22 protein-coding genes are annotated in these 23,187 nt (G+C 38.1%); 18 read left to right on the top strand and 4 right to left on the bottom strand.

What is annotated here, in order from left to right; all coding sequences use genetic code 11:
* Window positions 1-118: 118 nt before the first annotated feature.
* From ACZ5AE_RS11225 to ACZ5AE_RS11240, 4 genes are all read left to right on the top strand, one after another.
* Complete coding sequence (locus ACZ5AE_RS11225) at window positions 119-1,300, top strand: acyl-CoA dehydrogenase family protein (protein WP_464572268.1); 1,182 nt, start codon at window positions 119-121, stop codon at window positions 1,298-1,300.
* Between the two features lie 322 nt (window positions 1,301-1,622).
* Window positions 1,623-2,762 (top strand): thiolase family protein, encoded by a 1,140-nt coding sequence (locus tag ACZ5AE_RS11230; RefSeq protein ID WP_464572270.1) that lies wholly within the window; start codon window positions 1,623-1,625, stop codon window positions 2,760-2,762.
* Between the two features lie 40 nt (window positions 2,763-2,802).
* The gene (locus ACZ5AE_RS11235) at window positions 2,803-3,573 is read left to right on the top strand and encodes a 3-hydroxyacyl-CoA dehydrogenase (RefSeq protein WP_464572272.1); all 771 of its coding nucleotides are present in this window, start codon (window positions 2,803-2,805) and stop codon (window positions 3,571-3,573) included.
* Window positions 3,574-3,623: 50 nt separating this feature from the next.
* A complete protein-coding gene (locus tag ACZ5AE_RS11240; RefSeq protein WP_464572274.1) occupies window positions 3,624-4,400 on the top strand; it encodes an enoyl-CoA hydratase/isomerase family protein in 777 nt (258 codons plus the stop codon).
* A gap of 220 nt (window positions 4,401-4,620) precedes the next feature.
* On the opposite strand, the gene ACZ5AE_RS11245 is transcribed toward ACZ5AE_RS11240, so the two are convergent.
* The gene (locus ACZ5AE_RS11245) at window positions 4,621-5,508 is read right to left on the bottom strand and encodes a LysR family transcriptional regulator (protein WP_464572276.1); all 888 of its coding nucleotides are present in this window, start codon (window positions 5,506-5,508) and stop codon (window positions 4,621-4,623) included.
* Between the two features lie 163 nt (window positions 5,509-5,671).
* Here ACZ5AE_RS11245 and ACZ5AE_RS11250 point away from each other — a divergent pair, with 163 nt between their 5' ends.
* From ACZ5AE_RS11250 to ACZ5AE_RS11285, 8 genes are all read left to right on the top strand, one after another.
* Window positions 5,672-6,820: an acyl-CoA dehydrogenase family protein gene (locus ACZ5AE_RS11250; protein WP_464572278.1), complete on the top strand. Its 1,149-nt coding sequence runs from the start codon at window positions 5,672-5,674 to the stop codon at window positions 6,818-6,820.
* A 362-nt stretch (window positions 6,821-7,182) separates the two neighbouring features.
* Window positions 7,183-7,812 carry an enoyl-CoA hydratase/isomerase family protein gene (locus tag ACZ5AE_RS11255; protein WP_464572280.1) on the top strand — a complete coding sequence of 210 codons (630 nt, stop codon included), beginning with the start codon at window positions 7,183-7,185 and terminating at the stop codon, window positions 7,810-7,812.
* A gap of 55 nt (window positions 7,813-7,867) precedes the next feature.
* Window positions 7,868-9,079 (top strand): NADP-dependent malic enzyme, encoded by a 1,212-nt coding sequence (gene ystJ / locus ACZ5AE_RS11260; RefSeq protein WP_464572282.1) that lies wholly within the window; start codon window positions 7,868-7,870, stop codon window positions 9,077-9,079.
* A gap of 17 nt (window positions 9,080-9,096) precedes the next feature.
* Window positions 9,097-9,756 (top strand): histidine kinase dimerization/phospho-acceptor domain-containing protein, encoded by a 660-nt coding sequence (locus ACZ5AE_RS11265; RefSeq protein ID WP_464572284.1) that lies wholly within the window; start codon window positions 9,097-9,099, stop codon window positions 9,754-9,756.
* A 122-nt stretch (window positions 9,757-9,878) separates the two neighbouring features.
* Window positions 9,879-10,025, top strand: a complete 147-nt coding sequence (locus tag ACZ5AE_RS11270; protein ID WP_464572286.1) for a hypothetical protein — start codon at window positions 9,879-9,881, stop codon at window positions 10,023-10,025.
* Window positions 10,026-10,263: 238 nt separating this feature from the next.
* Window positions 10,264-11,781, top strand: coding sequence for a spore germination protein (locus ACZ5AE_RS11275; protein ID WP_464572288.1), 1,518 nt, complete (start codon window positions 10,264-10,266; stop codon window positions 11,779-11,781).
* Window positions 11,778-12,977 carry a Ger(x)C family spore germination protein gene (locus ACZ5AE_RS11280; RefSeq protein WP_464572290.1) on the top strand — a complete coding sequence of 400 codons (1,200 nt, stop codon included), beginning with the start codon at window positions 11,778-11,780 and terminating at the stop codon, window positions 12,975-12,977. The genes ACZ5AE_RS11275 and ACZ5AE_RS11280 overlap by 4 nt, the downstream gene beginning before the upstream one ends.
* Window positions 12,928-14,094, top strand: coding sequence for a GerAB/ArcD/ProY family transporter (locus ACZ5AE_RS11285; RefSeq protein ID WP_464572292.1), 1,167 nt, complete (start codon window positions 12,928-12,930; stop codon window positions 14,092-14,094). Before ACZ5AE_RS11280 ends, ACZ5AE_RS11285 begins: the two co-directional genes overlap by 50 nt.
* Here the strand turns inward: ACZ5AE_RS11285 and ACZ5AE_RS11290 are convergent, their stop codons facing one another.
* The 3 genes from ACZ5AE_RS11290 to ACZ5AE_RS11300 form a co-directional block, all read right to left on the bottom strand.
* Window positions 14,095-14,307 carry a hypothetical protein gene (locus ACZ5AE_RS11290; protein ID WP_464572294.1) on the bottom strand — a complete coding sequence of 71 codons (213 nt, stop codon included), beginning with the start codon at window positions 14,305-14,307 and terminating at the stop codon, window positions 14,095-14,097. It lies immediately after the preceding gene.
* A 509-nt stretch (window positions 14,308-14,816) separates the two neighbouring features.
* Window positions 14,817-15,446, bottom strand: coding sequence for a lytic transglycosylase (locus ACZ5AE_RS11295; RefSeq protein ID WP_464572296.1), 630 nt, complete (start codon window positions 15,444-15,446; stop codon window positions 14,817-14,819).
* Window positions 15,447-15,486: 40 nt separating this feature from the next.
* Window positions 15,487-16,098, bottom strand: a complete 612-nt coding sequence (locus ACZ5AE_RS11300) for a polysaccharide deacetylase family protein (RefSeq protein WP_464572298.1) — start codon at window positions 16,096-16,098, stop codon at window positions 15,487-15,489.
* A gap of 284 nt (window positions 16,099-16,382) precedes the next feature.
* On the opposite strand from ACZ5AE_RS11300, the gene ACZ5AE_RS11305 reads away from it, so the two are divergent.
* The 6 genes from ACZ5AE_RS11305 (at window position 16,383) to ACZ5AE_RS11330 (ending at window position 23,130) form a co-directional block, all read left to right on the top strand.
* On the top strand, window positions 16,383-18,356 hold the full coding sequence (locus ACZ5AE_RS11305; RefSeq protein WP_464572300.1) for a DUF3880 domain-containing protein: 1,974 nt from the start codon (window positions 16,383-16,385) through the stop codon (window positions 18,354-18,356).
* Between the two features lie 24 nt (window positions 18,357-18,380).
* Window positions 18,381-19,568, top strand: coding sequence for a DUF3880 domain-containing protein (locus ACZ5AE_RS11310; RefSeq protein ID WP_464572302.1), 1,188 nt, complete (start codon window positions 18,381-18,383; stop codon window positions 19,566-19,568).
* A gap of 11 nt (window positions 19,569-19,579) precedes the next feature.
* Window positions 19,580-20,767 carry a DUF3880 domain-containing protein gene (locus ACZ5AE_RS11315; protein ID WP_464572304.1) on the top strand — a complete coding sequence of 396 codons (1,188 nt, stop codon included), beginning with the start codon at window positions 19,580-19,582 and terminating at the stop codon, window positions 20,765-20,767.
* 100 nt (window positions 20,768-20,867) lie between these two features.
* Window positions 20,868-21,593 carry a hypothetical protein gene (locus ACZ5AE_RS11320; RefSeq protein WP_464572306.1) on the top strand — a complete coding sequence of 242 codons (726 nt, stop codon included), beginning with the start codon at window positions 20,868-20,870 and terminating at the stop codon, window positions 21,591-21,593.
* 209 nt (window positions 21,594-21,802) lie between these two features.
* Window positions 21,803-22,675, top strand: a complete 873-nt coding sequence (locus ACZ5AE_RS11325; RefSeq protein WP_464572308.1) for a C39 family peptidase — start codon at window positions 21,803-21,805, stop codon at window positions 22,673-22,675.
* Between the two features lie 167 nt (window positions 22,676-22,842).
* Window positions 22,843-23,130 carry a putative quinol monooxygenase gene (locus tag ACZ5AE_RS11330; protein ID WP_464572310.1) on the top strand — a complete coding sequence of 96 codons (288 nt, stop codon included), beginning with the start codon at window positions 22,843-22,845 and terminating at the stop codon, window positions 23,128-23,130.
* Window positions 23,131-23,187: the final 57 nt, after the last annotated feature.

Raw genomic sequence — 23,187 nt, forward strand, 5'->3', positions numbered from 1 at the left:
TAGATAACTATCATGTATTTTACATTATTATTGGAAAAAACTAAAATAAAGTAAATGTTATGATTTTTCGAAAAATAACAAGGAGTAAATTTAGGAAAGTAAAAAAGGAGAGATATCCATGGCAAAAACATTAACAGGGCTAACAAATCATTCTGCTAAAGCATATTTAAAAGAAGAACATCACATTTTCAAAAAAGCATTTGCAAAATTTTTGGAGAAAGAAGCCGCACCTTTTGTGGATCAATGGGAGGAGGATCGAATAGTCCCTTTATCGTTTTGGAGAAAAATGGGGGAACAAGGGTTTTTATGCCCTTGGGTTGATGAAGAGTATGGAGGCCTAAATGCTGATTTTGCTTATTCCGTCGTAATCGGTGAGGAGTTTACCAAACTAGGATTGGGACCTGGCGGCGGTATTACACTTCACAATGATATTGTTATGCCGTACATTGAAAGCTACGGAACGGAAGAACAGAAACAAAGGTGGCTGCCTGGAGCTGTTTCAGGTGAAATTATTTCAGGGGTGGCCATGACTGAACCTGGGACAGGATCTGATCTTGCTGCCATTAAAACTACAGCTGTAAGAAAAGGGGACCATTTTGTCATAAATGGTGAAAAAACATTTATTTCCAATGGGTTTTTAGGAAACCTATTTGTTGTCGCCTGTAAAACAGATCCAAATGCAGTACCGGGCCATAAAGGAATAAGTTTAATCGTCGTAGAGGAAGGTACACCAGGCTTTAAAAAAGGAAAGAAATTAAAAAAGATGGGACTGCATTCACAGGATACAGCAGAACTCATTTTTGAGGATGCGATTGTACCAGTTGAGAATCTTCTTGGGGAAGAGAATAAAGGGTTTTATTATTTAATGTCAAAACTTCAGCAAGAACGACTGACAGTGGCAATTTCAGCCATAGCTAGCGCAGAAAGAATGTTGGATATTACCTTACACTATGTTAAGGAACGCCACGCCTTTGGGAAACCAATTAGTTCCTTCCAAAATACTCAATTTAAACTAGCAGAGCTGGCAACTGAAATTCAAATTGGCCGTACGTTTTTGGATCATATCATTGAGCGGCACATGCTTAATACGGACATTGTTACTGAGGTGTCCATGGCAAAATGGTGGACGACCGCATTGGCAAAGAAAACAGCTTCAGAATGCTTGCAGCTACATGGCGGGTATGGGTTTATGGAGGAGTACGAGATTGCCAGGTGGTACAGAGATACAGCGGTCCCGCCAATCTTTGCTGGAACAAACGAAATCATGAAAAATATTATCGCTGCCAACCTCGGTTTATAATGGAATCCAATAAAGTATAAAAGGCTATTCGAAGAAGTCTTTGAAGTATGAGCATATTATCAAGCTATGGAATTAACTTGAATTCTGTTAGAGCACCGATATTTCTTAACTACTAGAGTTAACCATTATTTAATATTTTGTATTGTATTTTAATGATAAGGAAAAACAAAACAGAATTTATACTATTCTTAATTATCTAAATTTTAAAAATAAATATTCACTTGTTGATTCTCAATAGGCATATTACAGGAAATTGTTTCTGTTGGTGCTTACTGATTTTCAAATAGACAAAAATATGTAAAAGATTAGGAAGGAGAATACGATGCGTGAAGCAGTAATTGTTGAAGCAGTTAGAACTCCAATTGGGAAACACAAAGGGGGCTTAAGCACTGTTCATCCCCAGGAGTTAGCGGCTCATACGCTAAAAGAGCTTATTAAAAGAACAGGGCTTTCTCCCAGTATTATCGAAGATGTCATTTTTGGTGTCGGCTCTCAGGTCGGAAAACAGGGATTTGACCTTGCCAGGGTTGCTGCGTTAATCGCAGATTTTCCAATTGAAGTACCTGGAGTTGTGGTAGAACGTCAATGTGGATCCGGGCAGCAGGCCATCCATTTTGCGGCACAAGCCATCCTAAGTGGTGATATGGATGTTGTTATAGCCGGCGGCGTTGAAGTCATGTCACATACATTATCGCTAGCGGTGGCAGACCATAGCCAAGAGTATTTTAAAAGATTTGAAGTGATTCATCAAGGTGTTTCGGCTGAACGTGTTGCCGATAAATGGGGTCTTAGCCGTACGCAATTAGATGAATATTCTTTAGAAAGTCATCGAAAGGCAGCCCTCGCACAAAAAGAAGGTCGATTTGATCGTGAGATTGTTCCAATCCAAGTGACGCTGCCTGATGGTACAGCAGCCATTGTTTCTTCTGATGAGGGGGTAAGGGAGGATACTAGTTTAGAAAAATTAGCATCACTTAAGCCTGTTTTCCAAGTGGGTGGTAAAATTCATGCGGGAAATTCCAGCCAAATAAGTGATGGTGCCTCAGCCCTATTAATCATGTCTCGTGATAAAGCGGAAGAGCTGGGATTAACACCTCGTGCTCGTATTATTTCACGAAGCGTTGTTGGTTCTGATCCTACGCTAATGTTAACAGGTCCAATTGAAGCATCGAAAAGAGCATTGGAAAAAGCAGGACTTACCATCGCAGATATGGATTTATATGAAGTGAATGAAGCATTTGCTCCAGTTCCTATCGTTTGGGCACAAGAACTTGGTGCTGACTGGAACAAGTTGAATGTAAACGGTGGAGCGGTTGCTCTTGGGCATCCTATTGGCTGTACAGGTGCTCGTATCATGACTACTTTACTTCATGAACTCGAACGTTCAGGTGGTAAATATGGCTTGATGTCGATTTGCGAAGGCCATGGACAAGCAAATGCAACCATCATTGAAAGATTATAATTTTTTTTCTACTAATATATAAATTAAGGAGTGTTTGGAAATGGAATTGAAGAACGGTGTATTGATTGTGACAGGCGGGGCGTCAGGTCTAGGCGAAGCGACAGTAAGAAATACAATCGCAAACGGCGGGAAGGCGGTTATTATTGACCTTAACGATGATAGAGCGAGTAATTTAGTTGAAGAACTTGGATCAGATCAAGTCCATTATGTTAAAACAAATGTAGCAGATGAAACGGCTGTTCAATCAGCATTAAATCAAGCAGTTAAAAAATTCGGTAAAATCACTGCAGCAATTAATTGTGCTGGTATCGGAGCAGCGCAAAAAACCTACAGTAAAAATGGGCCACATACACTTGAGCAATTTACAAAAATTATCAATGTAAACTTAGTTGGTAGTTTTAATGTGATTCGTTTAGCAGCTGAAAAGATGGCTAAAAACGAACCGAATGAAAGCGGCGAAAGAGGCGTCATCGTCAACACTGCTTCTGTTGCAGCTTTTGATGGACAAATTGGACAGGCTGCATACAGTGCATCTAAAGGCGGCATTGTGGGGATGACTCTTCCTATTGCCCGTGACCTATCAAGCTATGGAATCCGTGTTGTAACGATTGCACCAGGAATCTTTAAAACGCCAATCCTTGATGGAGCTCCTGAGGAACTATTAAATTCACTTGGTGCCCAGATTCCATTCCCTAAGCGTTTAGGTCGTCCTAGTGAATACGCCCATCTTGTACAAACCATAATTGAAAATCCGATGTTAAATGGAGAAGTCATTCGCTTAGATGGTGCTATCCGCATGCAGCCAAAATAATAGAGTAATAGTTATGTTTCCTATTAAATTCTTCTTGAGGTGAATTCCAAATGACACTAATTAAAGTGGAAAAGCAAGACAGAATAGCAATCGTGATCATTGACAACCCGCCAATGAACACATTGAGTGATGCGGTCATCCATCAATTAGGTGAAACCTTCGATAACATAAACAATGACAGTGATGTGTTAGCGATTATTATTACAGGTGCTGGGGAAAAAGCATTCATGGCTGGTGGAGACATAAAAGGGTTCCCAGATAAAATCGGAAATCATAATTTAATCCCAAGTTTTTTAAAAACACATGAGAAGTTTAATAAAATTGATTTCTCTCCAAAACCTACGATTGCCGTATTAAATGGTTATACACTTGGCGGGGGATGTGAACTTGCACTAACATGTGACATCCGCATTGCAGAAGTGCAGGCATTGATTGGGGTACCTGAATCAACACTTGGTTTATTTCCAGGTGGAGGCGGCACACAGCGTTTGCCTCGCCTTATAGGTGAAGCGAAGGCAAAGGAGTTAATGTTTACGGGTGAACATATTACCGCAGAAGAGTCATTGCGGATTGGTTTAGTAAATAAAGTGGTCCCAAAGGGAGAAGGGCTGCAAGCGGGCCTTCAACTGGCAAAAAAGATCTGTAAAAACTCCCCAACTGCTGTGCGGAATATTAAAAGGGCAGTAGATGAGGGACATGAATTACCTTTAAATAAAGCACTCGAACGGGAAGCAGAATTGTTTCAGGAGCTTTTCTTAACTGAGGATGTAAAAGAAGGTGTACAAGCATTCTTGGAAAAAAGACGTCCTCAGTTTCCAGGAAAATAACATGAATTCCATTAATGGGGCAAAGTGAGAGAATTCTTCCTAAAATGTAGGCGATGATTCACTTATTAAGCAAGGTCTCTTGCTTAATGTAGGCTAAATCATCGCCTAATTCTTTTGGTATTGGAGCATTAAAAGAATGCAGTAAGAAAAGCTATGTTTGTCACTGATTTGAAAAAAGATGGAACAAAGCGCCTCCTAGAAAAATAAAGATGATATCCAATCAATACCAATATTCTTGTACATATTTCAAAAATTTCTCGGCTACGGGTGAAAGCCTTTTGTCATTTGAATTAATAGAACAAATAGGTTTAATTAGGAGTTCACTATCTTTCATAGGAATAATAATGATATCTCCGTTTAGAACATCTTTATCATTTCGAAATAATTCTTCAAAGGCAATGCCAATGCCTAAACCTTCAATTATAGCTTTACGAATAATTTCAATGTTGTTTGTACTAATTACAACACGATTATGGGGAAAATAAGAATTCCGCAAGGTCTTCATATATTCTCCTTTATTTGATATTAAACATTCATTCATGAGATCGTCAGGGGTTACAAACTCATGGAACGCAAACGGTGATTCTCTTCCAACACAGATGCACGGGGTTCCAATAGCCAATTCATTATAGTTAATATCAAACACATCTTGTAAATCTGTTTTATTTGCTGCGATTAACCCTATATCACATTTTCCTTTTTTAATGTCTTTTATGATTTTACTTACTTCATCTTCCTGGATTTCCACTATGACATCAGGAAAGTCAATTTGAAGTTTAACCAAAGAGTCAAAGGCAGAATATGTCAAACCCGGTAAACATGAAATCTTTAGCCCAGTCTTTGTTAACCCTTCTTGTAATTTCGCTTCTTCTTTTAACTCGTGAATTTTTGAAATTACTTCAAATGCTTTCTTGATAACGGCTTTTCCTTGTTGGGTCGGTACCATCCCAGTTTTTGAACGTCTAAAAATTTGAATCCCGAGCTCTTTTTCTAAGTTCGAAATGGATTTGCTAATGGCCGGCGGAGAAACGTGGAGTTTTTCCGCAGCAGTGGTGATAGATCCTTGTTTTCCAATTTCGACAATGTACTGAATTTGCTCAAAATGCATACAATTACCTCCAAGGTTTAACTGAAAATTAAAGATAAGAAACTATCATGTATTTTACACTATTTTTAATAATAGTTAAAATAAAATAAATATTGCGAAATAAATGTTAAGTAATAAAATATGAATTCTTTTGGAAATCATTAATCAAAAGGAGTAGACCTTGATGGCACCTAAATACATTCAAAATGAACACAAAATATTTAGAGAATCGGTTCGAAAATTTTTAGAAAGAGAAGCAGTTCCTTATTATGAAGAATGGGAACGAGAGGGTATTATTCCACGGGAGTTTTGGCTAAAGGTTGGGAATCAAGGTTTTCTGTGTCCAAACGTCTATGAAAGGTATGGTGGTTTAAACGCAGACTTTGCATATTCAGTCATTTTTAATGAAGAACTGGAACGTGTTGGCACTAGTTTAATAGGGATTGGGTTACACAATGATATCGTAGTGCCATACATCATTGAGTATGGGTCCGAGGAACAAAAGCAGCGCTGGCTGCCTGACTGTGTCAGCGGTAAAAAGGTGGCGGCCATTGCGATGACCGAACCTGGAGCTGGATCTGACCTTGCCAATATTAAAACTTCGGCCAGAAGAGAAGGGGATTACTATATTTTAAATGGAGAGAAAACGTTTATCACCAATGGAATTCATGCCGATCTTATTGTAGTAGCATGTAAAACGGATCCAAATGCGGTTCCAGCCCATAAAGGAATCAGCTTGATAGTCGTTGAACGTGGTACACCTGGCTTTTCTAGAGGAAAAAAATTGGACAAGATGGGCTTGCGCAGTCAAGACACAGCTGAATTGATTTTTCAGGATGCACGTGTTCCTGCTGCTAATCTTTTAGGTGAAGAAGGAAAAGGCTTTTATTATATGATGAACAAACTTCAGCAGGAAAGGCTGATTATTGGCATTACAGCTCAAGTAAGTGCGGAAGAAATGCTTCGAATGACTATAGACTATGTGAAAAATAGAAAGGCCTTTGGAAAGTCCATAAGCCAATTCCAAAATACACAATTTAAAATTGCTGAAATGGCTACTGAGGTTGCACTGGGCCGTACTTTCATTGACGATCTCATCATCAAGCATATGAATGGAGAAGATGTAGTGACCCAAGTATCCATGGCGAAATGGTGGATCACCGATATGGCCAAACGAATAGCGGGGGAGTGTATGCAGCTGCATGGCGGGTATGGCTTTATGGAGGAATATCCAATTGCCCGCCGATACCGTGACATTCCAGTTGCGGCAATCTATGCTGGAACGAATCAAATCATGAAGGACATAATTGCTAAAAATATTTTTAAAGATTAATAGATTAGAGACTTCTTTTTTCTGGAACACCTTTAGCAGCTTTCGTAATTGGCTGTTGCTTTATATAATATTTACGTCCTCATGTGTTCGAAATTGGTAGTTTTTAATTGAAATTTAACTATAAGTTAACGATACGCAACTTATGTGTATTTTACACTAATAAACTGAAAGGTTAAAATCGTTTAATAATAATATTTTTAGGTAAATGGAAAGAGGTGGACTATGGTAAAAATGCTTGAAATTACAGAAATGGTTAGATTGGTGAATTGCTTGACACTTGAAAAACAGGAAGTGAAGAATGAAAGTGTCAGATTTCAAATTAAAAAATGGAGAACTGCTTCAATTTTTCCAGGAGGATTAATATGTCTCAATTAGTCAGCTGGGAAATGGAAGGGCAGATTGCAGTAATAAAAATGAGTAACCCTCCCTCAAATGCTATTAATAGGAAGTTTTTAATAGAAATGAATGTTTGTCTTTACGAAATTGAGCAGGTGAAAACGGTAAAGGCGATGGTGTTAATGAGCACAAGCAAAGTTGTTTTTGCTGAGACTGAAGTTGAAAGAAGTCGAGGGATGCAGAAAGAATTTGTAACAAACATGCAGCTTTTTACCGGAGCTATTGAAAAAATCAAAGGAATGCCATTTCCAACTATCGCTATAGTTTCGGGTTTTGCAATTGGAGAAGGTTTTGAATTGGCTCTTGGATGTGATTATAGGGTGGCAACTAAATCTGCTAGATTTGGTTTCTTAAAAGGGTCAAGCCCGACAAAGCCTGGGGAGGATTCTTTAATAACCCTGATTGGAAAAGAAAAAGCAAAGGAAGTAATCATGAGTGGTCAAATATATGGGGGAATTGAAGCTAAAAGAATTGGGGTTGTGAACCAATTAATAATTGCTCCACCATTATTACATGAAGGAACCGGGGTGGAGTTGATTTGCAGCCAGTTGGGGAAATTCATGAAAGCGGGAAAATGGAAGGCAAATGTTTGGTGAATTAAAAGGAAATGGGAAGAGGGATACTTTGTGTTCTTGAAGGGAGATTACCAGCGTGCAGAATTTACGTGAAAAAGCATTAAAATTGCATAAAGAAAACCAAGGAAAGCTTGGAGTTTATTCTAAAGTCGATATAAAGGATGCACATGATTTGAGTCTGGCCTATTCACCAGGTGTGGCAGAGCCCTGCATAGACATTTATGAAGAAGATAGCAAAGTTTATGATTACACAATGAAAGGCAACCTTGTTGCAGTTGTTTCAGATGGGACCGCCGTACTCGGTCTTGGAAATATTGGGCCAAAAGCTGCCATGCCAGTAATGGAGGGAAAGGCATTGTTATTTAAGGCATTCGCAAATGTTGATGCATTCCCTATTTGCCTAGACACTACGGACCCCGATAAAATTGTCGAGGTTGTAAAGCTATTAGAGCCCACATTTGGGGGAGTAAATCTAGAAGACATTGCTGCGCCACAATGTTTTGAAGTTGAAGACCGCTTAAAAAAAGCATGCGAGATTCCTATTTTCCATGATGATCAACACGGTACTGCCATTGTAACGGCTGCAGGGTTAATTAACGCTCTTAAACTAGCGGAAAAAAAAATTGAAGACATTCGTGTAGTCGTGAATGGTGCAGGTGCTGCAGGTGTTGCCATAGTCAAGCTGCTTCAGAATATGGGTGTAAAAGATATCATTTTATGTGATACAAAGGGAATTATATATGAAGGCCGCAAAATTGGTATGAATAAATTTAAGGATGAAATGGCATGTATCACAAATAAGGAGAAAAAACAAGGGACATTGGCGGACGCATTAGTAGGAGCGGATGTATTTGTGGGTGTATCGGGTGCTGGTGCTGTTACAAAAGAAATGGTTTGTTCCATGAACGAAAACGCGATCATTTTTGCAATGGCAAATCCGGTGCCAGAGATTACGCCGGAGGATGCAAAAGCTGCCGGCGCACTTGTGGTCGGCACCGGAAGGTCAGATTTCCCTAATCAGGTAAATAACGTTTTGGCATTTCCAGGTATCTTTCGAGGAGCATTAGACGTTCGAGCAAAGGAAATCAATGAAGAAATGAAATTAGCCGCAGTTTTTGCTATCGCTGGATTGATTTCTGATGAAGAGCTTCACACAGATTATGTCATCCCTAATCCTTTTGACCAAAGGGTGGTGGTTCATGTAGCATCAGCTGTTGCATCTGCAGCCATAAAATCAGGGGTCGCACAAAAAATATATCAGATGAATAACACCAAAGTTATTTATTAGCGATGGGAGAAATGATCATGCAATCCGATGTACTCTCGATAGTTGGTGAACTAGCAGCAGAAGTGGCGCATGAAATACGGAACCCGCTTACAACCGTAAAAGGTTTTGTTCAACTATATCAAAAGGATAACCATTCGGATGAGTATACTAAATTGGTACTTAGTGAACTGGAACGAATTGAAACGATTACGAGCGAACTGCTTTTTTTAGGGAAGCCACAAGCAGTTCAAATGGAATGTATAAATGTCATAGAATTAATTATAAATACGCTAGATTTACTAACTCCACAATTTAGGCTGAATGACATTACATATAAACTTAATGTTGAAAATTCGCCTATATTTGTCATTGGTGAAAAGAATCAATTAAAACAAGTATTCCTCCATTTAATGAAGAGCAGCATCCAAGCAGTTAATAATGGAGGAGAAATCTGTATTCATCTAAGAAATGGTTCAAAAGGTGAATGTATTATCATCTTTCAAATACATGGCGAAGATATACTCAAGGAATTGCTAACACTTTTAGGAACCCCGCTTTCCACTATAAAAGAAAAAGTTTCCGGACTTGGAATTATGAATTGCCAAAATATTATTAATCAGAATAATGGAAGGATTAGCTTTAAAAGTAATTTGAATGAAGGTACGATAATTGAAATTAGGTTACCCTTGGCCGGTTAAAATATATTTATTATCTAATACAAAATTTAACAGTTAGTTCACCAATTGAAATAGACTGCACGACTCAATAAGTCCTCTAAAAAACTAGTGCCGAAATTTCCGGACTCACTCTGAAAGCGGTTGTGTATGTAACGAATTGGAAAAGAATAAAGAAAAAAGACGGGATTGCCAGTTTAGCAATCCCGTCTTTTTATTTGGCTCTTTTCTCAGAGATTGTTGCTTTTAACTATATTGAAAACACCGAGTGGATTGGAGCGAAAGGCGCTTGACTCCTGCGGGAAATAGAGGAAAGGTCGAGACCCCGCAGACGGAACGTCGAGGAGGCTCGACTTCCTCCCCGCGGGTTTGCTGAGCGCCTGTAGCGGAGAGGAACGGACAGTGTTATTCCCAAAAACAACAAACTTTACGAAAAGAGCCTTTTATTTTTATTAATGGAGTAAATTTACATAAATTGCTATTTATTTGTAAAAATAATAAAAATTAGGTGAAAGTAAGCAGGGGGTCTATGTGGAAACAATTTCTATTAATGAAAATCAACAAAATAAAGAGGAGCCAACTCGCACTAACGAGTTATTGAAAGAGAATGTTAGTGAAAATGTGGCTTATATTACAGAAGAGTTAGGTAATAGTTCAGATTTAATTGTTCGTTATATTAAGCGAAATAATATTCCAACTGCTTTGGCAGTAATCCATATCGATGGGATTACAAATACACAAATCATTAATGAACACATTATCGACCCTCTTATAAGAAATAACTGGAAACTAGATTCAGTGGTGGATGAAATTGAACAAACAGTAGCCATTTCAAATATTAAGGAAAAAAACACGTTTAAACCAATACTTTCTGCCATCGTATCCGGGAACACAGTCATATTTATTGAAGGTAGCACAAGCGCATTCATCCTTGATACAAAAGAATTTGAGAAACGCAGTATCGCTGAACCTACTACACAAACCGTCATCCGCGGGCCAAAAGACAGTTTTACGGAAAACCTTAGAACGAACACTTCACTTGTCCGATCCCGCATCCAAAGTCCAAATTTGCGGATTGAATCGATGAAGATTGGAAAAGTGACGCAAACTGGAATAGAAATTATGTTTATAAAGGGAATCGCAGATGAATTAATTGTTAGGGAAGTAAGAGAGCGACTGAAAAAAATCAAAATTGATGGGATCCTTGAATCAAGTTATATTGAAAGCTTTATACAGGATGAACAGCACACACCCTTTCCAACTATACAGAATACTGAACGTCCGGATGTAGTGGTTGGAAATTTACTCGAAGGGAGAGTGGCAATTTTTATCGGCGGGACTCCTTACGTTCTAGTTGTCCCAGTCACCTTTACACAACTTTTTCAATCTCCTGAGGATTATTATCAAAACCAGTACATTGGCGGTATATTAAGGACCCTGCGATTAGTGGCATTCTTTTTGGCATTATATGCACCAGCTTTATATGTGGCCATGATTACCCACCATCAGACACTTGTACCAACCGTTTTGCTTGTTAGTATAGCTGCACAAAGGGAAGCCGTTCCTTTTCCGGCTATTGTAGAAGCTTTTATTATGGAGATTACCTTTGAAGTATTACGCGAAGCAGGGATTAGGATGCCAAGAGCAGTTGGTTCGGCTTTATCGATCGTAGGTGCACTAATATTAGGACAAGCTGCAGTGGAAGCAGGTTTTGTCTCTGCTGCGATGGTCATCATTGTTTCCGTTACCGCAATCGCTAGTTTCGCTCTTCCCAACTACAATATTGGAATCACCGCACGAACGCTTCGCTTCATTTTATTAATCGTGGCAGCCTATGCAGGACTTTATGGTGTATTAATTGCCTCTTTAATTATAGGCATGCATATGTGCGGGCTTCGTTCGTTTGGGGTACCTTATCTTGCACCAATGGCTCCATTCAGACTGGATGATCAAAAAGACGTTTTATTTCGATTTTCCATCCAGAACCTAATTAGAAGACCATCTACAACCAATACAAAGAACAAAGTAAGAGTGAGGAAGACAGAATGAGAATGATTCGATTTAGAAAATCATTTTTGTGCATTTTCATAACTTTATTTTCAGCACTCTCAGGATTCTCCAATTATAAAGAATTAAATGAAATAGGTATAGTCATTGGACTCGGCATCGACTATCTTCCAAAAAAAGAACTTTACGAGTTTACCTTTCAGGTGATTAACCCTAGTGAAAACGTAGCAAAAGGGGCAGGAACAGGATCTACCCCAGTGGTCGACTTTAAATCTACGGGCAAAACCTTATCAGAAGCAGCTTTGAATTCTACAAGTATTTTTTCACGACGCAATATTTTTTCACATATTCATTTAATTGTCATTGGTGAGCAGCTGGCTATAAAAGAAAGTTTAAACTTCGTTTTTGATGTGTTTGAGCGTGATGCAGGTGTTCGTGTCAATGTACCTGTATTAATTGCCCGGGATTCAGGGGTAAAGGCGACGATGGATACCCTATCCTCTATTGATAAAATCCCTGTCAGAAATCTGGTAGGAAAATTAAAGAATGCCTCATTAACATCGGGGGAACATGGGGAGACAAAAATTTATGAAGTTATCGAGGACTTAACAAACTTTGGTTCGGAACCATACATTAGTGGGATTACTGTGAAAGGGGACCAGAAAACGGGAACCAGCAAAGATAACTTGGAAAAAATGGAAAAAACATTTGTCGTCCTTGATGGGGTGGCTGTGTTTAGGAAAGGGAAGCTCGTGGGCTGGATTGATGGTGAGAAAACAAAGTCCTTGCAAATCATTACTAATAAATTAAAAACAACCAATTTGAAATTTCATTGTGATAAGAAACGTTATAACAACATTATCGTGAATCATTTGAAAAATAAATCAAAAGTCAAATTGAAAAATCAACAAGCAATCATAACTGTTCAAGTAAATGCCTATGGAGCTATAACTGAATTGCTCTGCAATAAGGACATAAGTAAACGCGAGACTTTAAAAGAATATGAGAAAAAGGCTGAGCAAGAACTAAAAAAGGAAATAATGGAAGGTATTCTGGCTGCGCAAAAGTTAAAAAGTGATGTCTTCGGTTTTGGGGAAATATTCAGGTTGAGTGATCCTGGCAGATGGAAAGAATCTAAAAACCGCTGGAATCAGGTATTTTCAGAGGCGAAGATTAAAGTCGATGTGAATGTGGAGATTGAAGGGACAGGAATGCGGATTAAGCCATACCCTTATTAATCAAGGAGTGGTAAAAGAAATGATTCAGGAAAAGGTCAACGGATTTCAATTGTTTGTGGTTATTTTTTTATTTGAATTAGGCAGCGCCCTAATCATTGGAATGATAGAAAGTGCACAACAAGACACATGGATTACCGTTATAATAGGAATTGGGCTGGGCTGCATGTTATATATGGTGTTTTCTAAATTATATGTCCTGTATCCCTCTATTCCGTTGACCTCTTACCTTCAAAAAATTCTAGGTCGTTATCCAGGCTGGATAGTAGGTCTATTGTATGTCATTTATTTTATATATATTTCATCCAGGGTATTACGTGATTTTGAGGAACTATTAGTGATAACAGCATATCGTTCAAGTTCACTCCTGACAATCGGAATCATTATGATCGCCTGTGTGATGTATGCGGCGTATAAGGGAATTGAAGTTTTTTTTCGCATATCCGAGATTACTTTCTTCATCATTGTGTTCGTGCTATTTCTGTTAATTTTCTTTGAAACAGCCAGTGGGATTATTAAGCTTCATCATCTTCGTCCAATACTGGAAAACGGCTGGAGGCCAATCTGGAAATCTCTATTTCCAACCACTTTGACAATTCCCTTCGGTGAGATGATTACTTTTACCATGCTTTTGCCTTTCTTGAATAAAAAAGGGATTGCCAGAAAAGTGGGGCTTTTTGGAATTGCTTCTAGCGGCATTATCCTACTCATTTTCACATTACTAAATATCGCGATAGTAGGTGCCGATATTGCTTCGAGATCTGCTTTCCCGCTGCTTACCGCAGTTAGTTATATTAACATAGCAGAATTTATTCAGCGGCTGGATATTTTGGTCATCATTAGCATGGTCCTATTAGGTTTTGTAAAAATAACCGTTTTTTTCTTCTGTGCATTATTGGGGGCTGCTGATTTATTTAATGTTAAACGACAAAAATTGATTTATCCAATCGGTATTACGGTTTTAATTTGCTCCCTCATCATGGCTCCTAACTACATTGAGCATATTAATGAAGGGCTAAAATTTGTTCCTTATTATTTACATTTGCCTTTTCAAATTGTCATACCCTGTGTTCTTTTAATTATTGCTTTAGTAAAAAATAAAAACACTCCTGGCATGTAGTTACGATGTTTGTTTATTGTTTCTTAATTTGAAAAAAATTGGAGGGGAGAAAAACAGTAAAATAAGGCAAATTTCTTCACCTGTTATCTTTTGTATTATTTTTAATAAACCATGTAGCGATTCCGCCATACCCAAACCTTGAATGATATCTAGAATAGCACTTAATGCGCTTACGAGGAAAAACAAAAGTACGAAAATAAATAGTTGTCTCATTTTTTAATCACCATTAAATTATTTTTCCTATTATTTGATTTACTGTCACTAAATATTCCGAAAGAGTGCTGTTTTGAGGTTAATTATGAATCTTCAGATTAATGAACTTGTTGAAGAATAGCTTCCTCACCAAAAATGTCCAAATGATTTTCTATGCACAATTTAAATGAAGCATTCAATATAGCACGTTTGTAAGCTATATGACTTATTAGCGCATGTACGGTTTGATAAGAAGGAATCCCCAAGAGCGGTTTCCCTCCTTTATTAATTTTGGCTCTTTTCGTAAAGTTTGTTGTTTTTGGGAATAACACTGTCCGTTCCTTTTCGCTACAGGCGCTTGCTTTCCGCGGGGAGGAAGTCGAGCATTCTCGACGTTTCGTCTGCGGGGTCTCGACCTTTCCTCTATTTCCCGCAGGAGTCAAGCGCCTTTCGCTCCAATCCACTCGGTGTTTTCAATATAGTTAAAAGCAACAACCTCTGAGAAAAGAGCCTTAATTTTTAATAAATTTCTAATTATCATCCCAATTGATAGCACTAGAATATGAAAGGACACTTTTAACATAATTCTGTGTTTCTTCTATTGGAGGGATTCCATTGTATTTTTTTACTCGATCGGGACCACAATTATACGCTGCTATGGTAAGAGTCCAATCATTAAACTCAGTATAGAGGGATTTTAAATAACGAGCAGCGCCATCAATCGACTCCTCAGGAATACAGGGATTAACCCCAAGGAAATTCGCAGTTTTAATCAGTAGCTGCATTAATCCTATAGCGCCCCTATGAGATACTAGATTGGGGTTTCCGCCGCTTTCAGTCACCATTATACTGTAGAGAATCTGAAAGGGGACTTCGTGTTTTTGAGATGATTCCAGTATGGCTTTTGCCCACCTTTTGGCTTGTGTTCCTCCAGGAATTTGATCAGGTATAACCTCATTAACATTTTTGTCTATAAACACGTCATCTTCCATCAGTTCTTGGATTTTTAAGACTTGATCCACAATTATTTCTTCTGAAGTGAGATTATTTAATTTCATTAGCTGGCTTATTGTGACGTCAAATTTATTAGAAATTCCCCAAAGTGTGTCTGAAGGGCTCACTATATATAATTGAAGTTTACGATTCTCCTTATTTTCCATCTACTAAAAATCAAGCTCCTTTCAAAATAGTAAACAAATCTCATTTAGACCACAGCAAGTTGGAAATAGTAACAATTTGGAGATTTTTTTCTTCAGCTTTTTCTATCAGAAATGGAAGTGCTTTTAATGAGGAGTTAGTTGGATGCATTAAAATAATATCGCCATTCTTAAGATTAGGGACAAGGTTCTTAATAATCTCATCTGGATTTTCAATTCTCCAATCGAGCGTATCCAATGACCACATGATCGTTTTCATATTAAGTAGCGAGGCATGGTCGATGGTTCTTTGATCAAAGGATCCATATGGGGGCGTAAAATATTTTGGTGTAACGCCTAGTATTCTATTGATGATTTCATTTGTTTTTGCAATCTCCATATGAATTTCTTCTGTTCGTAAAGTACTCATATCCTGATGGGAATAGGCGTGGTTGCCAATCTCATGATTCCCATTTTTAATCATGTGTCCAAATTCAGGGAAATTTTCAACCCATCTCCCCTCTAGAAAAAAAGTTAGGTTAATATTTTTTTCCTTCAATAATTCCAATAAGTCTATTAAATATTTATTTCCCCATGCCACATTTACAATAAACGAAATCTTTGGAATTGATTTGCTGCCATGATATATGGGAAACGAGTTTATATTACCTTCCATCGCCGTCTCCTTTACTTATTAATCATTAATTAATATATGTCGAAATAATAAAAAACGCATGTATAAATGTCATGATAGGAATAAATCGGCTGCTTCATGATCAAAGTGTTTTTTCTGAAAAAATATTTCAATTCTTCCCGTATTGGGCAATCATTCTATGCATTTTTCAAAAAAATGCATACTATGCTTTTAGATTCTACAAATATTGGATTTGTATGTTTATTTATAGATCTGTTGAATAAATGATGGACAAACAGTAACAAAAGGGGAGTGAGAGTAAAATAATGCGCGTTTTATTCTTAGAAAGTCATCCCATGTGGATTCACGGATTACCTAATGGCTTTATAGATGCCGGGCACGAAGTGAAAATTTCCGGTCCAATCAACAATCTGGATATTGGCCAACTCATTTCCGAATTTCAGCCCGACTTAATAATCACGATGGGGTGGGGGCCAGAAAACACGGCTGTGGAGAAGCAGAAGAAAATTTACGAAAGCACGATCAATGTCACTGTTCCTCATGTGTACTGGGCTACAGAGGACCCGACATCGACACAAATTTTTACCATACCCTATATTCAGAGAACCCACCCGGATTTTGTATTCACTATTTGTCGAGAACGTGTACCATACTACAGGGGGTTAGGAATTCCTGCCGAACATTTAGATTTTGGCTATCATCCTAAAGTACATCATCCCGTCGATGTCGACCCCAACTATTATGCACCAGTTTCAATCGTAGCGAATGGTTACCCAAAAAAGCTATCCTATTTCCCGGACCATTTTCGTCATCAATCGATGAAAAGCTTGATTACTCCATTAGTTGAAAACAATATCCGAATTAATTTTTACGGAAACAATTGGGAAAGTATGGGGCCGCATTTGGGTGTGGACATCCCTAAGGAATGGATTCGCGGCTATATTGATTACACGAATGCCAATAGAGTGTATAGTTCCTCTGATTTCACGATTGGGTTGCAAAACCTGCAAACACAATTGACGCAGCGAACTTATGAAGTCCTAGGATCAGGCGGCTTATTTATTACGAATAACACACCGGAAATTAATCGGATTTTCCAACCGGGAAGAGATTTACTGACTTCATCTTCACCTGAAGAAACACTTGAAATTGTGACCCATCTCCTTCAGCACCCTGAAGAAAGAGAGAGAATTCGCCAATCTGGCCTTGAAGCTGTCCGCGAGCACTCCTATACAGAAAGAGCAAAATTTATGATAGATGTTTTGGAGAAAAACGGGATCTTCAGCAAAGGGAAAAGTACGTACAGTCTTAAAATGGAAAAAAGGACAACTTTTCAACAGGGTGAATTTGAAATCTATAAAGTTCAAAATGGCGATACCTTATCGCATATAACTAGAGATTTTGGCGTTCCAGTTGCCAGGTTAAAGGAATTAAATAATCTAACCACCGATATCATTGATTCCGGCCTTCCTTTAAAAATTAGAGTCCGAAAGAATTTGGATCATAATAAGTATGATTTATATACCATCTGCCATGGAGAAACATTAACTAGGATTTCCAAGCAGTTTGGTATTTCAATAGAAAAACTAAAACAGGATAATCAATTAACCTCAGATTTTATGTATGCTGGTCAATATTTAAAAATTGAAAAGTGTTATACCAACTATCACAAAATGCCTTCGGTTTTTATTTCGAAAGGTTTAATAGACGATAATATGATTGCCTTAACATTTGATGCGGGTGACAGTGCCGAGAATACTGAGCACATCCTAGATGTCTTAAAAAGATACAATGTAAAATCTACGATGTTTTTAACAGGGGCATGGGTGGAAAAATATCCAGATATTGCCAAAAGAATGATTTTAGATGGACATGAAATAGCAAATCATTCGCATAGCCACCCTGATTTAACCAAACTATCGAGAAACGAGATTCTATCAGAATTACATTCCACTTCCGCACTTTTTGAAAAAGTCCTTGGAACAAAAGGGTGCCCGTTATTGCGGCCGCCGTTTGGCTATTGGAATAAAAACGTTCTTGAAGCAGCGGGTGAAATGGAGCTTCCGTATACCATCTATTGGAGTATCGATACTCTCGATTGGAAGGAACCAACGGCAGAGTTTATTTTTCAACGGATATTTTCGAATCTAACAGGAAATGACATTGTCTTAGCTCATCTAAATGGGAAACCAACAGCAGAGGCAATGGAGCTTGTGATACCAGAACTCAAAAAACAAGGTTATCAATTAGTAAAAGTAAGTGACATGCTATGGGACTAAATTCTTTAAAGGGGAGGGTTGAGAATGCGAATATTGTTTTTAGAAAGTAATCCAATGTGGATTTATGGACTGCCAAACGGCTTTCGTGATGCTGGACATACTGTCATGGTCTCCGGTCCGCTGACTGAGGAAAGTATTCCTGACATGCTCTCAACCTTTCAACCTGACTTAATATTTACAATGGGGCATACAGCAGAGCATACAGAGGAAAAACAATTGATGATTAGAAAGCATGTCACGAGTGCAAACATTCCACATGTTTATTGGGCGACAGAGGACCCAGGCTATACGCTGACTTTTTCCCTTCCACTAATTAAGACGATTGAACCAGACTTTGTGTTTACCATTTGTCCTCCAAGAGTGGAGTTTTACAGGGACTTAAAAATTCCGTCCGAGCACTTGGATTTTGGCTATCATTCAGATGTTCATTATCCCGACAATGCGGATGAAAAGTATCAGGTTTCCATTGCCGTTGTTGCGAACGGTTATCCGATGCTCTATGAAAAAAGGCCGGACCACTACCGTTTTAAAGCGCTCAGGAATCTTCTTGCTCCATTTTTGGAAGAAGAAATAAGAATTGATTTTTGGGGTCGTTATTGGGAGCAAATGGACCATATTCTTGGCAAGAAAATACCCGATGAATGGATTCATGGGTTTCTTCCATATACAAAAGCGAATAAGGTTTACAGTTCCGCAGATATTATTCTAGGTGTCCAGAATCATGATACTCAGGTTACCCAGCGTACGTATGAAGTGCTCGGATCGGGAGGCTTATTGTTAACAAATGATACATCTGAGATTAGGAGATTATTTACTCCTGGACAAGATTTGTTAGTCAGCAATTCATCAACAGAAACCATTCACCTAGTAGAATACTATTTGAGTCATCCTGAAGAAGTAAGGAGAGTTAAAGCCGCCGGTATGGAGGCGGTTAAAAAATACTCGTACAAGCATCGGGCTGATTTTATCATCGAAACACTCATCGAGGCAGGGATTCTCCCGAAAGGTTCGGAAAGTTCAGAGCCTGGAAAATTCATTCACTATGTTGATACTTTAAAGGAAAACTACGAAATTTATATCATTCAGCCAAAGGATACATTGTGGAGCATCTCAAGAAAATTTGGTACAAGTGTTGATGATATCAAAAAATTAAACGGACTCAAAACAGATATCATTCATGTTAACGATTTTTTAAAAATTAATAAGAAATAGGTGAAATTTAAGTGCGAATTCTCTTTATAGAGAGCGGGGAAATCTGGAGTAATAATCTAACAAAGGGGTTTACTGCCCACGGACATGACATTCTCATATCGGGTCCAATAAATAGAGAAGGCCTATCCAAGTTGATCGAAAGTTTTGAGCCTGATTTTGCCATTACCATTGGCTGGGGAGAGGAACATACAAAGGATAAGCAAATCACCATTCGTGAACAAATGGCGAAGCATAAACTTCCGTTAGTGTATTGGGCAGTGGAAGACCCTGCCTATACTGACGATTGGTCTATTCCTTTAGTATCTACGATTAAGCCTGACTTTGTTTTCACATTAAGCCCTGATAAGGTAGACACGTATAAGCAATTGGGCATTCCTTCAGAGTATTTAGATTTCGGTTTTGAAGAGAGTCTTCACCATCCTATTCGCAGCCAACCAGAGTTTGAAGCAGAGATTGCCATTGTTGCGAATGCTTATCCGGATATATTAGAAAAGTATCCCGGTCATTTTCGCCATCGGTCTTTAGAAATCTTAATTAAGCCGCTTCTTGAGGCAAATATTCGGATTGATTTTTGGGGGGCAAATTGGGACAAGATGGATGATTATTTCGGCGTAAAAATCCCTCAAGAATGGATTCACGGTTTTCTAAACTATAAGGATGCAAATAAAGTGTACAGCTCCTCGAAAATTATCTTAGGTTTGCAAAATTATCCGGATTTATTGACCCAGAGGACCTATGAAATATTAGGGTCAGGCGGCTTTCTGCTTACCGTGGATTCGCCAGGCGTCAGGAGAAATTTCGTACCAGGTAAAGATTTAGAAGTCTCTCTATCCCCGGAAGAAACCATTCAGAAAGTGCAATTATATCTAAATCAATCAGAACAACGGTTCGAAATCCAAAAGCAGGGCCGAAAATCTGTTGCCTCGCACTCCTATACCTGCAGAGCACAACAAATCATTAATGCATTAATAGATAACGGAATTATCGCAAATAGGCCAACCGCAATAAAAGGGAAAGGTGAGATATTATTTTTTCATTCTTTTGATGGTTTCGAAACATATAAAGTTCGAAAAGGAGATACCTTATATAAAATCGCTAAAGAATTTGCTATTTCTATAGAGGAATTAAAAACCTTAAATTTGTTGGATACGGATTTGGTGTTAGAAAATCAACTGTTAAGAATCAGAAAAAAGGATTAAGTTAGCAAATGATAAATTTAACAATTTATTCATAATTAGGTAACAATATATGAGCATCCTATCATCTGTAAACTCAAACCATTTTAGGAGGAATTAACAGATGAAGAAGTTAAGGATGCATTATATGTTTACAGGTGTTTTATTGGTTGGACTCTTGGGCTCTTTCCAAGCATACGCCGCAGCAGAAGAGAAGAGGGAAATTCATCCTTCGGTGCTACATGGCCATGGCCACGGTCACTGGCATTTCAAAGCTAATCCGGAATATTTGAAAAAAAGGGCAGAGGCTTTCGGGATTAATACAGATGGTAAGGATACTGAGACAATAGCAAAAGAAGTTAAGGAAGCAATGATTAAAAAAAGGGCCGAAGAACTTGGGATTGACACGAAAGGGAAAAATCTTGATACTTTAGTGGAGGAAATCCGTGAAACAGGTATAAAAAATATGGCTAAAGAGCTGGGGATTACGACAGAAGGCAAAGATTTTCAGCAGTTAGCCCGAGAAGTCCATGAAACCCAAATAAAGAAAGAGGCAAAAGAACTGGGAATTGCAACTGATGGCAAAGAGTTACCAAAATTGGCCCAAGAAGTCCATGAAGCGCAAATTAAAAAAGAGGCTAAAGAGTTAGGCATACCTACAGAAGGTAAAGACCTGCACCAACTAGCCGATGAAGTCCGAGATAAAAGGGTTTATCAAGCAGCAGAGAAATTAGGAATAAACACAAAAAGCAAAACAACGGAAGAACTTTTAGAAGAAATCATGACCAACCACCCCGATAAAATAAAAGACCTAAACCTTCTTCCGAAAAGAGGAGGAAAAATGCACTGAGGCATGGGGACGGTTCTCGCGTTGCAATTACCCCTTTTTTGTATAAAAGCAAACTCTTTTAACAGATTAAAACAAGCTGAAGAATGATGCAGCTTGTTTTTTTATTTCTGAAAACATGGAATTGATTATTTTTAAGAAAAAATTAAGGAATTCCCTTCATAATTAGGCCATCCAAAAGGAAATAGAGAAAAATTGGGGGCCTGTCAGAATTGAAGCTAAAAATATTTGCTGTTATTTTTGTATTAGGGATACTCGCAAGTGTTAGTTATGCGGAAGCGCAAAAAGGTGACCTTACTTCAAAAACAACAGAAAAAAGTACTTTAACGAAAGCGACAAAGGAGGCAGAACAACAAGTTTCTTATATTAATGAGACTGGTATGGAAGTGTCTCAGGAAACTCAAGCCCAGGCAGAAACTCCTCCAACCCAACAAGAATTTCAAACTCAACAAGAAACTCAACCCCAGCAAGAAAACCAACCACAAAACGAAAAAATCATCATCAACAATGTGCCTCATATTCAGCAAATGCCGGAATTGGCACGCGGATGCGAAGTGACCAGTCTAGCAATACTCCTGCAGTATGCAGGAGTGTCAGTTGATAAAATGACACTAGCAAAACAAATTAAAACGATTCCTTTTCGAGATCAAAATGGCTTGATAGGTAATCCGAATGACGGATTCGTTGGCGATATTTACTCATTTAAGAAATCGGGATATGGGGTGTACCATGGGCCTATTGTGGAGTTAGCAGAAAATTATTTGCCTGGTAGAATAATAGATATAACAGGACACGGTATTGACTCTGTATATACTATGCTTAAAAAAGGGTCCCCTGTGTGGGTCATCACCAATTCAAGATTTGCCTCTCTCCCTCAAAGTGAATTTTCCATTTGGGATACTGCATCTGGAAAAGTGCAAATTACCTATAAAGAACATAGTGTTTTATTAGTAGGCTATGACGAAAATTATGTTTATCTTAACGATCCATTAGCGGTTCAGCCATATAAATCTGTTCCAAGAAATAGTTTTGAAGAATCATGGATTCAAATGGGGCAGCAAGCAGTCAGTTATCAACAAAATTAATGATTTTGGTTAACCTGGCAGAAAAAAGCTGTTGGGTTTTTTCTACCTAAAATAATTATAAAAGTTTCTAAAACAAGTCAGTAACTTTATTTTTATAAAAGTGCTACTATTTATATATTGAGTATCGAAAATCGTGAGGAATATTTTTTTATAAAGGAGCTAATACCATGATCAGGGTTGTTTGCAAATCCAAATTAAAACCGGGCTTAAACGTTGAGGAATATCTTAAGTTGGCTAGTGAAGTGATTACCGAATCGAGAAAAGAAAAAGGCTGCTTCATGTATACGCTTCATGGTGATATTAATGATCCAACCATTTTCGCTACAATTGAAGAATGGGAAGATGAAGAAGCTATGAGACAGCACGATAATAGTGAACACGTTCGGAGAATTGTGCCAGAACTCAGGAAACAACGAGAAAGTACAGAAATGAATATTTATAAAGTATTAATATAAGCATTAACGGGCCCACTTTTAAGTGGGTCTTTTTGTATTTAAGGTACGGTGAACAAA

The organism is Neobacillus sp. S1227, from assembly GCF_055385255.1.

Excerpts from the sequence above, each read along its gene's own strand:
- ACZ5AE_RS11245 (WP_464572276.1), bottom strand. The coding sequence starts at position 5,508 with ATGCATTTTGAGCAAATTCAGTACATTGTCGAAATTGGAAAACAAGGA.
- ACZ5AE_RS11300 (WP_464572298.1), bottom strand. The coding sequence starts at position 16,098 with ATGGAAGGTAATATAAACTCGTTTCCCATATATCATGGCAGCAAATCA.
- ACZ5AE_RS11235 (WP_464572272.1), top strand. The coding sequence starts at position 2,803 with ATGGAATTGAAGAACGGTGTATTGATTGTGACAGGCGGGGCGTCAGGT.
- ACZ5AE_RS11240 (WP_464572274.1), top strand. The coding sequence starts at position 3,624 with ATGACACTAATTAAAGTGGAAAAGCAAGACAGAATAGCAATCGTGATC.
- ACZ5AE_RS11295 (WP_464572296.1), bottom strand. The coding sequence starts at position 15,446 with ATGGAAAATAAGGAGAATCGTAAACTTCAATTATATATAGTGAGCCCT.
- ACZ5AE_RS11305 (WP_464572300.1), top strand. The coding sequence starts at position 16,383 with ATGCGCGTTTTATTCTTAGAAAGTCATCCCATGTGGATTCACGGATTA.
- ACZ5AE_RS11225 (WP_464572268.1), top strand. The coding sequence starts at position 119 with ATGGCAAAAACATTAACAGGGCTAACAAATCATTCTGCTAAAGCATAT.
- ACZ5AE_RS11255 (WP_464572280.1), top strand. The coding sequence starts at position 7,183 with ATGTCTCAATTAGTCAGCTGGGAAATGGAAGGGCAGATTGCAGTAATA.
- ACZ5AE_RS11310 (WP_464572302.1), top strand. The coding sequence starts at position 18,381 with ATGCGAATATTGTTTTTAGAAAGTAATCCAATGTGGATTTATGGACTG.
- ACZ5AE_RS11280 (WP_464572290.1), top strand. The coding sequence starts at position 11,778 with ATGAGAATGATTCGATTTAGAAAATCATTTTTGTGCATTTTCATAACT.
- ACZ5AE_RS11290 (WP_464572294.1), bottom strand. The coding sequence starts at position 14,307 with ATGAGACAACTATTTATTTTCGTACTTTTGTTTTTCCTCGTAAGCGCA.
- ACZ5AE_RS11285 (WP_464572292.1), top strand. The coding sequence starts at position 12,928 with ATGTGGAGATTGAAGGGACAGGAATGCGGATTAAGCCATACCCTTATT.
- ACZ5AE_RS11265 (WP_464572284.1), top strand. The coding sequence starts at position 9,097 with ATGCAATCCGATGTACTCTCGATAGTTGGTGAACTAGCAGCAGAAGTG.
- ACZ5AE_RS11250 (WP_464572278.1), top strand. The coding sequence starts at position 5,672 with ATGGCACCTAAATACATTCAAAATGAACACAAAATATTTAGAGAATCG.
- ACZ5AE_RS11330 (WP_464572310.1), top strand. The coding sequence starts at position 22,843 with ATGATCAGGGTTGTTTGCAAATCCAAATTAAAACCGGGCTTAAACGTT.
- ACZ5AE_RS11230 (WP_464572270.1), top strand. The coding sequence starts at position 1,623 with ATGCGTGAAGCAGTAATTGTTGAAGCAGTTAGAACTCCAATTGGGAAA.
- ACZ5AE_RS11320 (WP_464572306.1), top strand. The coding sequence starts at position 20,868 with ATGAAGAAGTTAAGGATGCATTATATGTTTACAGGTGTTTTATTGGTT.